This is a genomic window from Oenococcus kitaharae DSM 17330 (assembly GCF_000241055.1).
Classification (GTDB): Bacteria; Bacillota; Bacilli; order Lactobacillales; family Lactobacillaceae; genus Oenococcus; species Oenococcus kitaharae.
On record NZ_CM001398.1, the window covers coordinates 501,933 to 517,105 of the forward strand.

16 protein-coding genes and 2 pseudogenes are annotated in these 15,173 nt (G+C 42.3%); all 18 read left to right on the forward strand.

All coding sequences use genetic code 11. The features are described 5' to 3' along the window. Positions 1 to 23 precede the first annotated feature (23 nt). The 18 genes and pseudogenes from OKIT_RS02555 to OKIT_RS02635 all read left to right on the forward strand — a co-directional run bounded on the left by OKIT_RS02555 (position 24) and on the right by OKIT_RS02635 (position 15,124). Positions 24 to 362, forward strand: a complete 339-nt coding sequence (locus tag OKIT_RS02555; protein WP_148127721.1) for a hypothetical protein — start codon at positions 24 to 26, stop codon at positions 360 to 362. Between the two features lie 38 nt (positions 363 to 400). Further along, the gene (locus OKIT_RS02560) at positions 401 to 1,015 is read left to right on the forward strand and encodes a hypothetical protein (protein ID WP_007745054.1); all 615 of its coding nucleotides are present in this window, start codon (positions 401 to 403) and stop codon (positions 1,013 to 1,015) included. Position 1,016: 1 nt separating this feature from the next. Then, positions 1,017 to 1,352, forward strand: coding sequence for a CagC family type IV secretion system protein (locus OKIT_RS02565; RefSeq protein WP_007745055.1), 336 nt, complete (start codon positions 1,017 to 1,019; stop codon positions 1,350 to 1,352). Between the two features lie 20 nt (positions 1,353 to 1,372). Continuing rightward, entirely contained in the window at positions 1,373 to 1,735 is a 363-nt protein-coding gene (locus OKIT_RS02570) for a hypothetical protein (protein ID WP_007745056.1), read from the forward strand. Further along, positions 1,704 to 2,363, forward strand: a complete 660-nt coding sequence (trsD, locus tag OKIT_RS02575; RefSeq protein WP_007745057.1) for a TrsD/TraD family conjugative transfer protein — start codon at positions 1,704 to 1,706, stop codon at positions 2,361 to 2,363. The genes OKIT_RS02570 and trsD overlap by 32 nt, the downstream gene beginning before the upstream one ends. Positions 2,364 to 2,374: 11 nt before the next feature. Beyond that, positions 2,375 to 4,393 carry a VirB4 family type IV secretion system protein gene (locus tag OKIT_RS02580; RefSeq protein ID WP_007745060.1) on the forward strand — a complete coding sequence of 673 codons (2,019 nt, stop codon included), beginning with the start codon at positions 2,375 to 2,377 and terminating at the stop codon, positions 4,391 to 4,393. Next, a complete protein-coding gene (locus tag OKIT_RS02585) occupies positions 4,386 to 5,804 on the forward strand; it encodes a type VII secretion protein EssB/YukC (protein WP_007745062.1) in 1,419 nt (472 codons plus the stop codon). Before OKIT_RS02580 ends, OKIT_RS02585 begins: the two co-directional genes overlap by 8 nt. Further along, entirely contained in the window at positions 5,805 to 6,959 is a 1,155-nt protein-coding gene (locus tag OKIT_RS02590; RefSeq protein WP_007745063.1) for a phage tail tip lysozyme, read from the forward strand. A 14-nt stretch (positions 6,960 to 6,973) separates the two neighbouring features. Beyond that, positions 6,974 to 7,591 carry a hypothetical protein gene (locus OKIT_RS02595; RefSeq protein WP_007745065.1) on the forward strand — a complete coding sequence of 206 codons (618 nt, stop codon included), beginning with the start codon at positions 6,974 to 6,976 and terminating at the stop codon, positions 7,589 to 7,591. Beyond that, the gene (locus tag OKIT_RS02600; RefSeq protein WP_028291655.1) at positions 7,578 to 7,946 is read left to right on the forward strand and encodes a thioredoxin family protein; all 369 of its coding nucleotides are present in this window, start codon (positions 7,578 to 7,580) and stop codon (positions 7,944 to 7,946) included. Before OKIT_RS02595 ends, OKIT_RS02600 begins: the two co-directional genes overlap by 14 nt. After that, positions 7,947 to 8,417 carry a hypothetical protein gene (locus tag OKIT_RS02605; RefSeq protein WP_007745067.1) on the forward strand — a complete coding sequence of 157 codons (471 nt, stop codon included), beginning with the start codon at positions 7,947 to 7,949 and terminating at the stop codon, positions 8,415 to 8,417. A 1-nt stretch (position 8,418) separates the two neighbouring features. After that, positions 8,419 to 9,930 (forward strand): VirD4-like conjugal transfer protein, CD1115 family, encoded by a 1,512-nt coding sequence (locus tag OKIT_RS02610; RefSeq protein WP_007745068.1) that lies wholly within the window; start codon positions 8,419 to 8,421, stop codon positions 9,928 to 9,930. Positions 9,931 to 9,944: 14 nt separating this feature from the next. After that, positions 9,945 to 10,334 (forward strand): hypothetical protein, encoded by a 390-nt coding sequence (locus OKIT_RS02615; protein ID WP_007745069.1) that lies wholly within the window; start codon positions 9,945 to 9,947, stop codon positions 10,332 to 10,334. Between the two features lie 18 nt (positions 10,335 to 10,352). After that, positions 10,353 to 11,192, forward strand: coding sequence for a conjugal transfer protein TrbL family protein (locus OKIT_RS02620; protein ID WP_007745070.1), 840 nt, complete (start codon positions 10,353 to 10,355; stop codon positions 11,190 to 11,192). A 15-nt stretch (positions 11,193 to 11,207) separates the two neighbouring features. Then, a pseudogene (locus OKIT_RS09485) lies at positions 11,208 to 11,516 on the forward strand (hypothetical protein); the annotation flags it as partial. Continuing rightward, positions 11,507 to 12,349 (forward strand): annotated as a pseudogene (locus tag OKIT_RS02625) (DNA topoisomerase); the annotation flags it as partial. The pseudogenes OKIT_RS09485 and OKIT_RS02625, both read left to right, overlap by 10 nt. 132 nt (positions 12,350 to 12,481) lie before the next feature. Then, on the forward strand, positions 12,482 to 13,387 hold the full coding sequence (locus OKIT_RS02630; protein WP_207635519.1) for a DNA adenine methylase: 906 nt from the start codon (positions 12,482 to 12,484) through the stop codon (positions 13,385 to 13,387). Between the two features lie 150 nt (positions 13,388 to 13,537). Beyond that, positions 13,538 to 15,124: an AlwI family type II restriction endonuclease gene (locus OKIT_RS02635; RefSeq protein ID WP_007745077.1), complete on the forward strand. Its 1,587-nt coding sequence runs from the start codon at positions 13,538 to 13,540 to the stop codon at positions 15,122 to 15,124. Positions 15,125 to 15,173: the final 49 nt, after the last annotated feature.

A 15,173-nucleotide genomic window follows, 5' to 3' on the forward strand; every position in this document is an offset into this window, starting at 1 on the left:
GTTACACCTTTTAGTGTTAAACTATGACTAAATTAGGAAAGGAGAACTTACATGTGACAGGCAATCAGGAATGGTACAGCTTAACGCAAGCTAATCATAAGCTGGGGCGTGGCCGAAATTATGTCAGCAACTGGATCAAACGACATCCAGAGTTCCCTGATCAATTTTTGCTTGGTTCAGGTACCAATAAATTAATATCTGATGAAGGGATAGAGTGGGCTAAAAACCACATAAAAAAAGAGGGCGTCCTCGTAAGCAGTGAAGTTGCTAACGGGGATCAGCACCTAGAAATACGCCTTCTAGGTGTCACCCTCCTAATAATCCATTTTACCGGGCGGGTTAGGGGAAAGCTAGTTGTTTAATATTTCTAACCCAACAAACAACATAAGGAGGTGATCCAATGAAAGTAGAAAGCTGGCAAGGCATTAATGGCAAGCTAGTTCATGATGATCAAAAGGCGATTGTGGTTGATGATGACCAAGCATTGACTAATCCAAAACAGTTACAAGCGATTTTAGATCAAGACGGTCAGCCAATTGACAAAGTCCGGCAAGCAATGATTAAGAAGACCGTTAAACGCCAGTTGAAAACTGATCCCTTAAAGCTTAGTGGTTGGTTTAATCGCCATCAAGACAGTCAAAATGCTAAAAAGGCTGAAAAATTGGTGAGTGATAAACCGACCCATCAATATAAGCAGATCAAAAACGAAATGACCTTTTTTGGTGAGAGCTTCTTAGAAGGTTTCCTAGGCTTCTATGGCTTAGAAGTTGATAACGCCTTAGGCCGTTACGAACATAATTTGCATGTCTTAGAGACCCAAGAATTAGGCCAGTCAGAAAAAGAGTATTACTTAGCTACGAGTCAAAATGGCCGCGTCAAATTAGCCACCGACCCATTACCGAGCCAGCAAATTGCCGAGGAACAATTGAACAAGTTCTATCAGCGTGAGCCAGAAGAAACGCAGGCAGAACAAATTCAATTACGAACATCAGAAGACGATAGGAAGGAGGAATAACATGAAGTTCAGCAAAATAAAAGCGTTAGCAACTACTGGAGCTACTGCGATTTATTTGGGCTTGATGAACGCCCAGGTTGTTTTGGCGGCGGACGGTGGCGAAGTTAAAAGCAAGCTAACCAGCGCTGGTAAGACGATTCAAGGTATTTTAACTGGCTTGGTCGTTTTAGTTGGGATTTGTGTCGCGCTATTTATTATTATCAAAAGAATGCCTGACGCAGACGATCCGCGAGAGAAATCAGAAGTTTATCACGCGGTTGGMCGKGTKGCTGGTTTAGTGGCCTTAGCGGCGGCCATTATCTGGCTATTACCTTGGGTTTACAGCCTATTCACTTAATTTAAAAAGGAGCCTGCCAAATGAAGAAAGGAAAAGAATTTATCTTCCCAGAAAACGTGGATAAAGACTACGGGATCTGGAAAGACTACACCTTGAAGGATTTTGGCGTAGCGGGACTGGCGGGCCTAGTGGGCTTAATTTTTATTGCAATCCCACCCTATGGTCTGATCTTAGTCCTGATGAAAATAGTGATTGTTGTCTTAGCCATGACGATTGTCATGGCTATTTTAACAATTCGGCCAGTTGCGGCGCGGAAGAATATTAAAGTGCGGGATAACTTTAAGCTGAAACGCCGCTATGCCAATGGTCAGAAACTGTTTTATTTAAAACCGAAGAAGCGAGGTGAACTAAATGCGTTTGAAGAAGAACAAAACCGCCAATAAATCAGCCAGGCTAGATTGGGATTACCAACCGCCCAAAATCAATGGTGGCAAAGAAACCATTGATGACATGAGCTTGGTGGTGGGTATGTATGGTAACTACGAAGTTACCAAAACGGGTAATCTCGTTGGCATTTTGGAAGTTAGTGGGATCAACCTGGATCTACTTAATGAAACCGAACAGCAAGACGTCTTTGAGGACTATGGCGCTTTTCTGATGAGTACGTTAGGTGAAGGGGTTGATGACACCTTACAGTTCTTAGAGCCGACAATTCCCGTCAATATGACAGCTTATCTCAATGGTCTCAAACGGCGGTATCTCGCTTTACAAAAAGATCACCCCGAGCAACAGTTCAAAATCAAGCTCATAGCCAGTTACTTGGATCACTTTACTAAAGTCCAGGAATCCAAAAACATGACAACTAAGCAACATCTGCTAATCGTTAAGGTACCGATTAAAGACAAGAGCGTTAAAAGCTTAAACTTAGCCGTCACTCATTTAGACGAAAAGATCGAACAGGTTAAACGAGACATTGAAAATGCGTTAACGGATTTTGATGTGACGGCCAAAGTTTTGACCAGTCAAGAAGTCCAAGAGATTTTAAAGAACTTGATCAATTTTAATGGATAGGGGGCAACAGTATGAGTTTTGGTGATAAGGTCATTGATTTATTTATGCCAACTAAAAAAGAGCATAACCAAGGCAACAGCGACCAAACGGGTAGTAAGCTCAAACCGGAGGCTGAGGATTTTACCAAGCTGATTGATCGCGACAGTTTGCATTCACTATTTCCGTTCAGCTGGGAACAGTACCCCACCTACGTCCAGTCGGGCGAGAATTTTATTCGGGTGTTAGCGATYGCTGAYTATCCMAARCGGGTGTATGGCAACTGGYTRTCAGAATTRAAGCGSAAAAAAGGCGTTATCGATATTGTGCAATATATCGACAGCGCCAGTAACAATTCAATGATTACCTATTACAAGAAGACGATTCAAAATAAGGAAGCGCAGAAGTTAAATACGTTCGACCCGTATAAAAAGAAGATTCTGCAAAATTATATTGATTCAGCCAACATGCAACTAGATAAATACCTTGATAATTCTACCACATTTGTCTATCAACATATGTTGGTTTATCTGCGGGCTAACAGTTTAGCAGAATTAGATGACTTAACCGAGAACGTCAAGAATACGTTGATTAAACTACAAATGAAGCCCTTAGTGCCCGTTAAAGCAACCTTTCAAGCTTTCTGGTCAACCATGCCAATTAACGAGAACCTCATGGGGGATTACACCTATAAAGAGAGTAATACCGAAGTCGCCAGCAGTATGTTTCCTTTTGATGACGCTGAAATTCTGGACTTAAAGCCGAGAAGCGATATTGAAGGAGTTAATAAAGATACCAACAGTTTAATTGCCGTAGATATGTTGGACCGCAACAAGACCCTAAATCAAAATCAAGTGATTATCGGGACCTCGGGGGTCGGCAAGACCACCTATATGATTCAAAAAATCCTACGCTATGCCATTCAAGACTACCAACTCTACATTATTGACCCAGAAAACGAATATACCAAGATTGTTGAAGCCCTGGGTGGCGCAGTCTTGCACCTAACCTCGAATGCTAAGTACAAAATTAACCCGCTCCAAATTTTTTCCGAAGAAATCTTAAGTGCCGATGAAGCGGTCACAAACCTTGATTTACTAGTCAAAGATAAAATCCAGCGATTAAAGGGATTCTTTGAAGTCCTTAAAACCGGGATTACCCAAGTTGAGCTGGCAATCCTTGATGATGTGGTTAAACAAGCTTACGTCAACAGTGGCGTTTTGAAATATAGCCGCTTAAAAGAGATTAAAGACGATCAGTGGCCGACCTTATCCAATGTTTATGACGAATTGGAAAAACTGGCTGATAGAGACGAAGACAAATTCAATCGGGTTAAAGACTTCTACTACATCTTAGGCAGCTATACCCATGGTTCTAACAGCCTATTTGACGGCCATACCAACGTTAACTTAAAAGGGAAAATCATTTCCTTTGATTTAAAGCCACTACAAAGTGAACAGGAAGTCCAATCAGCGGCTTATTTGAATACCTTCCAGTATTTGTGGGACGAAATCACCAAAGATCGGCATAGCCGCAAGAAGTTGTTTGTCGATGAATTTCACTTTTTGACTTTGCACAAAGCGGCTGCCACCTTTTTCCATCAAGCATACAAGCGATTTAGAAAGTACAATGCTGGGGCCATTGCCGGAACGCAGCAAATTCAAGATGTGATCGAAGGCACGACAGATACCGGGCAGAACATTGGTGAAGCCATTATTGGGAACTCCTACACCAAAGTGTTCTTTGGTCTTGACGGTAAAGGCGTTGATGATGTGATTACCAAATTGCGTATGACGTTCTCGGATAAAGAAAAGAAGCTACTAGAACGCCGTAGACAAGGCGAAGCCCTGATGATCTATGGTAGCCAACGCGCCTTTATGCGTGTCGAGTTGACCGAAGAAGAACTACGGCTAATCGACCCAGAAGCTTACCAAGAAAAATACAATCGTGAGGCAGCCGAACAACCGGATTATCAAAAGCGCGTGATCTTAACTCCCAGTGAAATTGACGCTTTAACTACCACCGAGGAGGAAGGAGGGACTTTAAATGAGTAAATCAAACCAATTATTGAATATCGAGGTTGGCACCTTCAAGCGACAGGGAAACAAGTTAATTCTCGAACTCAATCACAATCAGTTTCGATATGACCAGTTGAGTGAGCTAAACGAATTAAAGCAAGCTGATGCCAATTTCTTGCAGTTGGTTAACGTGGTTGAGCAAGATCAGAAGGTCGTTTTAACTTATACCTTGCCGGATAAGGTCAGATCATTAAAGGAATTACCGCAGGAAAATAAGGCGATCCGGTCAGCGATTGCCAAGAAAATTATGGCGCAAAAGGTGGTTAACGATAGCCAGTATCATATTGCCTTAAACCCAGCTAATCTATGGTATTACCCCATGCAACATGTTTGGTACGCTTACCGGGCCAATGAACTTATGCCTTATGATGACAAACATAGCAATTTAGCCAAATACAAAGCGCTGATTCTATTTTGCTTGACGGGGACACCCTATGAACGGCTACTAAGCAATCCTAAAGAAGCCCTAGCTAAACACCCTGATGACTATTTACAACAAGTAGCTAAAGCTACGTCGTTAAATGAGTTAACGGAAGTGGTTAACGGCATTGAGGACTTTGTGAGTTATCACGAATGGCAGGAAGTTGAAACGGCCCAGCAGAAAACCAAACAACGTTTATGGTTGAGCGTGGCCGGAGTGGCGATTGTGGCCGTTTTGGCTGTCGGTTTAGTCCATAAAAGTGACGAACGGCAATATCAAAGCTTAGCTAACCAGAACCAAGCGCAGGTCACGCGATTAAAATATAGCGGTCAAATTCAGGCCGCTTTAAATGATCAGAAGTGGTCAGAAGCGCAAAAAGATATGCAACGGGCCGGCTATCCTGCAACTAAGCAAGTCAGTGTCTTTTTAAAGCATCGTCAATACCAGCAAGCCTTGAAGGTTGACCCAAGCCAATTGAATAAGGTTGTCAATGCAGCTTATGACAATAAAGATAGCAGTCAAGTGGCTGATTGGCAGTTGCCAACTAAGGCGACGAGTAAGCAAAAAGATCAATTGAAACTTGAAAAAGCGATTGTTAATTATGATACCAATACGCTTAATAACCAATTATCCTTTACGACGAACGCTGATGTTTTATTGAGAATGGGACAAGCCTTCTTAGCCCATAACGATACGCAAGACGCCCAGACTGTCCAAACCAAGTTAGCCGGCGTGAACAGTCCTAAAGCTAAGTATTTAAAAGCCTTGTTAAGTCTCAATGCCGCTAAGAACGAAGTTAGTGACGCCCAAAAGAAGTTAGATGACGCCAACAAGATTGATGGCAGTAAAGATAAGGACAAAGACAAGAAGGTGGATTCGGCTAAGTCGGACTTAAAGAACGCGCAGAGTGACCAATCAGCAGCGCAAAAACAAGTCGAACAAACCAAGCACAAAACGGGTGATTAAATGCAAGTACTGTCTTTCGAATATAAGAAAAAGAAGTGGAAGTTGATTGCTTATATTGTGGGCGGTGCCATTCTGCTAATCATCTTGCTGATTGCCGCGATTACTGGTCAGCTACAAGAAAACAGTTGTGATAACTCAACCACCACAGAAACGCAATTAGATAGTAAGAGTATGACGGAAAATGCCAAAAACATCTATGCGCACTGGAAACAGAAGTATGGTGCCACCCCACAAGCGGCCGCCGGAATCTTGGGGGTCTTACAACTGGAAAGTCGCCTTGATCCCAATTCGGTTAATTCAAGTTCCGGTGCCACGGGCTTAGCCCAGTGGTTAGGTGGTCGAAAAGATAAGCTGGAAGATTTAGCCCATAAAGGAAATAAACCAGCGACGAATCTCGGTGTGCAGTTGGACTATCTCGATCAAGAATTGAACAGTAGTTACTATGCGTCAAACAAACAGATTTTTAAGTACACGGACGTGCATAAAACGACGAAAGCCTGGTTAATGGATTACGAGGGTATGAGTAAGAACCCGGAACAATGGTATTTAAGCCAAAGATACGGGTATGCCGATCACTGGTATTCCGTGTTCGGGGCGAGTGACCCAGTGGCCGGTAATACCTTAGACAATGCGAGTTCAGGCGATCTGACCGAGCTAGGTTGTGATAGTGACCCGGGCTATTCCGGTGGGAGTATCGTCAAAAATGCGGAAAGTATGAAAGGTGACTTCTACTATGTGCAAACCCACCCCAGCCCCGATTTAGGTAGCGATTTAAAGAACCCTAACAAAACCGGTGGGACGGATTGTTCGGGCTTTGTCTGGTTAGCGCTTAATAAAGCTGGTTACAAGGTACCGGCCAACATGGGCTGGTTTACCGGCACGATGGCCAGTGACGCCAAAGGCAGCCATCAATATCTGAAACAGATCAGTGAAAATGACGCGAAAGCCGGCGATATTGTCATCGTCAATCAAGGTGCGGGAGCCGGAAACAACGGTCACACTGCCATTCTGCTAGGCAAATGGCAAGGCAAAGCCACCAAAATCATTGAACAAGGTGGCGTAGGCGACAAGGTTAACGAAAGCACCTTTGGCACCGCCTTTTATAGCTTACTAAGTGGTAGCGATGTAACGTTAGCCCGGCCAATCAAGAAGTAAGGAGGAACCAACAAATGAAGCGTAGCGTGGTTTTAAGTATTGCACTTGGTAGTTTGATCTTAATTATGTCATTAGGAACGAATGCCTATCAACATAGCCAAGTTAAGCAGGCGCAACAACAGATCAGTCGCTTACAACAGCAAAAGCGACAAGTTAGTCAGCAATTGACTAAAACCAACCAACAAAAGCAGTTATTGAGCACCCAAATTGACAGTTATAAGACCTACCAAAATAATAAAGACAAAAGTCAGGCTGAACTTAGCTTTAATACGGTAGTCACCAAGTTCTTTAAGGTCATGAACAACTTTAAGCCCAAGACCTACGGCCAGCGTAAAGATGGCGTGAAAGACTTGATTTCCGACAAGCTATATCAGCAATACTTTTCAAATAAGGGCACGTATGGTGATAGCAATAGTGTTTCAGCCAAGTTAAACCAACTAAATCTGTATACACAAAGTAAGCAAGGCCAAAACATGAAAGGCTTAGCTGTCGTCAGTTATGAAAGTAAGAGTGGCGACAACGACTGGCAAAAGGCGACGGTACTTTATCAGGTGACTTTCGATACCACCACGGATCGAATCACTGCGGTACAAAATTTAGGCAGCAGTTTTAAAGCGAGTGACCTTGATTAAAAAAGTAAGCAAAGCCCTAGCGGTGATCGTGGTGATACTTGCAGTATTAGGCTTTGCAGGTCATAGCTATGTGAACCATGTTGAGAAAGAGAAAACAGTTGTGACGCTAACTAAGCACCCTAAAAAAGTGTTGTTCTTCTATCGCGATGATTGCCCGGATTGCCAAGCTATTTTTCATCAGATTTATTGGCACAACGCAATCAGTCACAACATCGTCTTGATTAACATGAACCAACCGCAGAATCGGCATTACATTCAAAAATATCAATTAACGTCAGTACCAACCTTGATCCATGGCAAGCAACGATACTCCGGTACCAACCAACAAAGGATTAAACAGATAGTAGGTGATTAGATGAAAGACAAATTATTAAACAGCGTTAAAGTCAGCTGGCCATATCTACTAACGCTAATCATTGGCTTGTATTTAGCGGAGATTTTAGCTGGATCAGTCATGGCCTTATCGCACTATAAGCTAACTTTTGCGGATCATATGCCAACCGTATTAAAACAATTAGCCTTGCACCCCTGGCACTATTACAACTCGTATTTGGGTCAAAAGAACCCGGTATTAATTATCGTCAGTATCGCTGTGGTTCTATACACCATTTATTTTGCTTTGAAACGCAATAGCAAGCACAAAGCGTGGGAAACTGCGGACACTGAAACCCACGGGAGTGCGACCTGGGGGAATTTAAAAGAATTGAGTGACCATTACTTTAGTATCAATGCCAAAGACCTCACCACAGCATTTAACAAGAGCACCAAGGCCGAAATTCTCAAATCATTAGTGGATCGAGAAAAGTCAGCGAAAGGGGGAGATTAACATGAATGGGACGATTTTAGGGATCGTGGATAAACGGATTGTTTACCAGAATAACAGCACCAAACCCAATCGGAATATCTTTGTGGTTGGGGGCCCTGGATCATATAAAACCCAGTCAGTCGTCATTACCAACCTGTTTAATGAAACGGAGAACAGCATTGTCGTGACCGATCCAAAAGGGGAATTATACGAAAAGACGGCCGGTATCAAACTAGCCCAGGGTTATCAAGTACATGTCGTCAACTTTGCCAACATGGCGCACAGTGATCGCTATAATCCTTTTGATTATATTCAACGGGATATTCAAGCTGAAACCGTCGCCACGAAGATCGTTCAGAGTGAAAATGCCGAAGGCAAAAAAGATGTGTGGTTTAGTACCCAAAGACAGCTTTTGAAGGCTTTAATCCTGTTTGTCATGAACCACCGGTCACCAGAACAACGGAATTTGGCGGGTGTGACCCAAGTGTTGCAAGAAAACGATGTGGAAGCCGAGGAAAAGGGCGCAGATAGTCCGTTAGATATCTTGTTTCTTGATTTAACCATGACTGATCCAGCGAGACGTGCTTATGAGTTAGGGTTCAAAAAAGCCAAAGGGGAAATGAAAGCCAGCATTATTGAAAGCCTGTTGGCGACCATCTCGAAATTCGTTGACAAAGAAGTGGCTGATTTTACCAGCTTTTCTGATTTTGATTTAAAAGAGATCGGCAATGACAAAGTGGTGCTATACGTGATTATACCCGTCATGGATAACACTTATGAAAGCTTCATCAATCTGTTTTTCTCACAATTGTTTGATGAATTATACAAATTAGCCGCCGATCATCACGCTAAATTGCCCCACCAAGTTGACTTTATCCTTGATGAATTTGTCAATTTAGGGAAGTTTCCTAAGTACGAAGAATTTCTGGCGACGTGCCGGGGGTACGGTATTGGCGTGACGACCATTTGTCAGACCTTAACCCAGCTACAAGCCTTGTATGGTAAGGATAAGGCCGAAAGTATCTTAGGTAATCATGCCGTTAAAATTTGCTTAAATGCTGCTAATGACGTAACTGCTAAATACTTTAGTGATTTACTAGGAAAATCAACGGTGAAAGTGGAAACGGGAAGTGAAAGTACTAGTCACAGTAAGGAAGAGAGCCACAGTAAGAGCGATAGTTACAGCTATACGAGCCGTTCGCTGATGACACCTGATGAAATCATGCGTATGCCTGAAGATCAGAGCTTATTAATCTTTAGTAATGCCCGACCAGTCAAAGCTACAAAAGCGTTCCAATTTAAACTATTTCCAGGAGCCGATCATTTGGTTAACTTGTCACAAAACGATTATCAAGGCCAACCAGAGGCCAGCCAGGAAACCCACTTTAAGAATAAGGTAGATAAGTGGAATCAGACAGTTAAAGCACAGCACCAAGCCAAAAAAGACGATCAAACAACCGATGACGAAGAAGACAAATTGCAGGATAATATCGATCAAGAATTAGAGTCTAGACATAAGAAAATGCTTGGATAATGGAGGACATATTAATGAAAAAATATTGGAAATATATAATCGCTGTGATGACAGTGTTGCTGATTGTTGTTGGTCTTACCGCTTGTAGGAAGTCTACAGCACAGGATTTGCAAAGTCACCAGTGGACGTTTGCTTCTAGCAAAGATAATGGTATGGCCGCTACTGCAAAGTTTTCAAAAAGCAATCTAACACTTACCCAAGCGGGATTTAGTGAAGTGTATGAGTACAAGTTGCTTGAAAGCAAGGGCAATGAACAAATTAAGTTCATTGGTAAAAATAGTGTTTCAGGTAGCACAGAAACACGACTGTTTAAGATTAAGAAGCAATCAGACAAATATAAACTAACACCAATTAACACACTAGCTAAAAGTGATACTGGTACAGTCTCACTTATTCCCAAATAGACAAAGGAGGGATTTAAAATGACAAATATCATTCAATCAGCTATTACACACTTTTTTGAATGGGCATTATCTGGTTTGTTGGACGGTTTATTCAACATCTGCAAGGCCATTATTGACCAAGCCAATCAAAGCTTGCCGATTGTTAAAACGTGGTATGCCATCTTCCTGTCCTTTGCGACATCGTTAGTCGTTGTGGTCGTCCTTGGCCGCATTGTGATGACAATTCTAAAAGAAGCAGATGAAAGTACCGATGTTACTTGGGCTAATATCATCATGGACGGGATTAAATCAGCGGCCGTGATTCCGGTTTTCGTGTTTTTACAGGGCTTTATTCAAGGTTCAATTACCTTGCCCCTGCTAAAGTATATGTTTAGTTCTGATCAGAAATTCACTGCTAAATCAATTACCGGCATGAATAAAGTTCCTGGGCTAAAAGATGTTGGCATTTCGCTACCCTTACAGATTTTGTTTCTGCTAATCTTCACTGTCGTAACCGTCGTGTTCTTTATCAAGATGTGTGTGTTTGTGGCTGATATGGCTTGGTATAACCTGACAATTCCTTTAGCTGCAATGAGCATGGCGACTGAAAGCTTTGATTATAGTGGCACGTGGTGGAAGAAGTATATTTATTACAATGCCTCCATTATTAGCCAGGTGCTTTGTATGTCATTATCAGTATGGTGTTTCACTAATATGGCTAAATACGGGTTTATTGCTTTTATTGCCTCAATCGGATTCGGTTTTCTGGTGGTCAAGACACCTGACGCCGTTAAAGACTTTTGGGCTTCAACCGGTGTGACTAAGAGTGCTGGTATGGGTGCCATGAGAATGTTTCAAAATTATTTCCGTAGCCACTAGGAGGGAGAAATAGTTATGAAAAAAATCGCACACTGGTTATTGGAAAAAGCCAAAAAGGATATGCGAACCGACCCTTTTACAACACCTTCCCGGCGGACTAAGCTGTCTTACTATTTTGATACCTTAGTTAGTATGATCTTCTATTTGATGGGAATTTACCTCATGTTAATGGATTTATACCAAGAGCTTTTCACGGCGAACCATACCGATTTTTTAGGAACTGCACTAATGGCCTTAGTTTTACTGCTGGGTGGCTTATTATTCCGTTGGTCAGCCTATGCAGATTTCAAAGCCATCAACCGGTATCAACAATATTTAAAGCAACCGGTAAGGTCCCAACTAAGCAAGGCTGGCAAGCTTTATTTGATGATCACAAAGCCGAGCAGCAAGAAACAGCCACCTTACCACTCGTTCATCAGGGCGATCAGGTTAAAGCAAATCTGCAAACACCGCAAAAAGAAACGACACCACCAGTGCCCTTTACCGAAGGTACCTTAATTACGGCAATGAAGACGGCCGGTAAAACACTTGATGATGAAGAAGCCCAAGCGATTCTTAAAGATGTGCAAGGCATTGGAACGAGTGCAACCCGGGCAAATGTGCTGGAAGTGTTAAAGAAGCGCGGCTATTTAGTTACTGAAAAGAACAAGCTCCACGTCAGTGAAGCGGGGATTACTTTATGTAAAGCGGTTGAACTCGAACCCTTGTTAACTAGCCCAGAGATGACAGCAAAATGGGAGCAAGCGTTACAACAAATCAGTACCGAAGAACGCACCCCGGATAATTTTTTGAGCCAAATCAAAAAGTTCGTGGCAAAGTTGATTGCTGATGTTCCCACGCAATTAACTGGCAGTGCAGCCATTAAACAACAAATCAATCACCAACAGCAAGTCCAAAAAGCCGCCGAAGTCTTCTTAGAAACACCACAAGCAACCGTGTTAAATAAACAGAAGTTTTACATTGTAAAACCTAAGCAAGGCGAAAGTTTTACCTTACCTAAGAAATGGAGTAGCAAGACGCTCGGGAAGACCGCAATTAAAGCGTTGGTTACCAAGGGTGAAACCAGCAAATTAAAGGGTTTCAAGAGCAAAAAGGGAAAGTCGTTTGACGCCAAGTTAAAGCTTGACGGCCATAAATTAAGTTTTGATTTTGATTAGAACCTGCCTACCGCCCTGCACTACGTTCCGGTTGGTGAATCTTTGATATAGTGAGACCAATGCAATCAATGCAACGACCAGCCATGACGCAAATAAGTCAGATCATCGGGAAAGGTTCTTCTTATGATGGATATGAATAACAAACAGAGTGATATTAAAAGCTTGTCGCCATTGATTAAATATCGTGGTGGCAAGTCAAGAGAGTTGTCGCAATATTATCGGTACATTCCAACCATGCATCGTTATTTTGAACCGTTTTTTGGTGGCGGTGCTACATTTTTTAAGTTAGCGCCACAAGATTCTTACATTGCTGATATCAATAAACCCCTTATTCAGTTTTACAAAAGTTTTCGGGATGAATATCCCCGAGTACGTGAGGAACTAGATTCACTGCATTTGAAGTATGTACAGAACCGTAACATCTTTGCAGCCCGAAAATCCGTCCATCCAGATGATCACGTAGAAGATCCTAATGAACAGCTGTACTATTCGATTCGGGATATGTTCAATGGCCTTAAGCCATCACCATACGCGTACGGCACGCTGTATTTCTTTATCAATAAGCTCGCCTATTCAGGTATGATTCGATATAACAGCGCAGGAGAATTCAATGTGCCTTATGGGAGGTATGCTAATTTCAACACGAAGCTCGCAACAGCCGCTCATCAAGCATTGCTCTCAAAGAGTGAGATCGTAAATGAGTCGTATGAACACTCATTTGACCTTGCAGGGCCAAACGATTTTATGTTCTTGGATCCACCGTATGACACTACTTTTTCTGATTATGGGAATGAGGTCTTCACTGGAGATTTTAATGAAGATTCTCATCGAAAGTTGGCGGCTGATTTTAAGAACCTTAACGCCCCAGCATTAATGATTATTGGAAATACACCACTAGTGAGTGATCTGTATCAGAAATACATTCAGGGATCTTATAAAAAGAGCTATTCAGTGAACATCCGCAACCGGTTCAAATCCAGCGCTGAGCATCTTATTATTGCAAACTATAAAATCAATGACATTTATCGAGAGGGTTGACAGACTATGGCGACATTCAGTTCACGATATATTTTTTTCTCGACAAGCCCGCGTAACCCAAGACTTATTCAAGGTATACTTAAGGTTATTCTTGATGGAGGCCTTGACGGTAAAGCATACACTAGGGCACTTCAGGCTCATTTCTATAATTTGTATTCTGAATCCGATGTTGGTGTTAAGGGTGCTAATAGTTCTAAGTCGCCAGACCTCTCTGGTCGAGATAAATTAACGAGGGCGCCACAATCTTTAGGATTCTTACAGACACAAACCCGGAAGCCGTTGCAAATAACAGCTGCTGGTAAGCAATTGCTAAACAATGACCTATTTGAAGATGTGTTGATGCATCAGATGCTGAAATTCCAGTTACCATCACCACTTCATCATGAGACAGCACAAAATAAGGGTCGTTTTTACATTAAGCCGTTTCTAGAAATATTGCGGTTGATCAATATCCTTCAGTATTTGACTTATGATGAACTGACGATTTTTGGAATGTCCATGACGGATTATAGAAATTTTCAAGTAACCGTTGATGCAATCCGGCAATATAGACGTGATCGGGAATCTACTCGTGGAAAAAAGTCTCTGAAGAAATTATCAGATGATACAAAGTATGCTCACTACCGTGCCATTTATGCAGATATGATTACTGCCGGTAACATAGCAACACGGGAATCAAAGACTACTAGTGAAAGTCAGTTCATGAAGAAGAAACTGGCCAATCTTAGTGACTACACTGATGCAGTATTCAGAAGCCTTCGTCAATCTGGATTGATTGTCATGTCTGCAGGCCGAACTTTGAGTATCAGCCCGGTACGGCAGCGCGAGGTTTCTTACATCTTGACTCAAATCGAGCGTAAACCAATGCCTGAGGATATGGCTCGTTCTCAGTTTGATAAATATATGTTCAATCCAGAGCTTCCGATCTTGTTGAATGACAATCGTGCCTCGCTACAATCCGATATTGTGTCCTTCAAGCCAAGCACTTCCATCGACCGGGATCTTGACGGTATGAATACTTACGAGTTGAAATCTGTCCTTGCTAAGCTTCGTCGTCGTCAACGTGAGGATCGCGTGACTGCTCAAGCCAAACGCTTGAAGGAACGCCGCGATGAAGATATTCAAAATATTTTGGCTGTGTTCAAGCATATTTCGGACAAAGAAGAGGGTCGAGATGGCCCATTGATGCTTGAATGGAACATGTGGCGAGCAATCACTATGATTGATCACGGTGACATTAAGGGAAATTTTGTTCCTGATGACAACGGTATGCCAATTTCTACGGCTGGTGGCGGTCAGGGCGATATCGTCGGAAATTATGGTGATTTTCAGATGATTGTTGAAGTTACCCTATCTACTGGCAAGCGACAGTACGATATGGAAAGTGAGCCTGTAACACGTCATGTTGGTGAAGTTCAATCTAAATCAGACAAACCTGTTTTTGGAATGTTTGTTGCCCAGAATTTAACACCAACCGTAGTTAATTACTTTTGGACTACCAACGTCTTGAATCATAAGGTGTATAACGGTAGCGTTGATATTATTCCAATGAACTTGGCTACATTTGTTGTGTTCTTTAAAGCAGCATCCCACAAGGTGTTGGACGCCAGTGATTTACTTAGCATTCACCAGTATTCTACCAAGATTGCAAGAAAGACCGCACTAGCTGGTCAGACCGAAGATGATTGGCATAGTAAGGTATTGGACTATGTGCAAGAGGTGGCTGGTGTCGAGTAGAATGCCTTGCCCAATTGGTTCTGGTGCAAATTTTCCTCGCTGACTTGAT

Bases quoted from the DNA above. Each gene is read 5' to 3' on its own strand.
- OKIT_RS02555 (WP_148127721.1), top strand. From the start codon at position 24: ATGACTAAATTAGGAAAGGAGAACTTACATGTGACAGGCAATCAGGAA.
- OKIT_RS02560 (WP_007745054.1), top strand. From the start codon at position 401: ATGAAAGTAGAAAGCTGGCAAGGCATTAATGGCAAGCTAGTTCATGAT.
- OKIT_RS02570 (WP_007745056.1), top strand. From the start codon at position 1,373: ATGAAGAAAGGAAAAGAATTTATCTTCCCAGAAAACGTGGATAAAGAC.
- trsD (WP_007745057.1), top strand. From the start codon at position 1,704: ATGCGTTTGAAGAAGAACAAAACCGCCAATAAATCAGCCAGGCTAGAT.
- OKIT_RS02585 (WP_007745062.1), top strand. From the start codon at position 4,386: ATGAGTAAATCAAACCAATTATTGAATATCGAGGTTGGCACCTTCAAG.
- OKIT_RS02590 (WP_007745063.1), top strand. From the start codon at position 5,805: ATGCAAGTACTGTCTTTCGAATATAAGAAAAAGAAGTGGAAGTTGATT.
- OKIT_RS02595 (WP_007745065.1), top strand. From the start codon at position 6,974: ATGAAGCGTAGCGTGGTTTTAAGTATTGCACTTGGTAGTTTGATCTTA.
- OKIT_RS02605 (WP_007745067.1), top strand. From the start codon at position 7,947: ATGAAAGACAAATTATTAAACAGCGTTAAAGTCAGCTGGCCATATCTA.
- OKIT_RS02610 (WP_007745068.1), top strand. From the start codon at position 8,419: ATGAATGGGACGATTTTAGGGATCGTGGATAAACGGATTGTTTACCAG.
- OKIT_RS02615 (WP_007745069.1), top strand. From the start codon at position 9,945: ATGAAAAAATATTGGAAATATATAATCGCTGTGATGACAGTGTTGCTG.
- OKIT_RS02620 (WP_007745070.1), top strand. From the start codon at position 10,353: ATGACAAATATCATTCAATCAGCTATTACACACTTTTTTGAATGGGCA.
- OKIT_RS02630 (WP_207635519.1), top strand. From the start codon at position 12,482: ATGAATAACAAACAGAGTGATATTAAAAGCTTGTCGCCATTGATTAAA.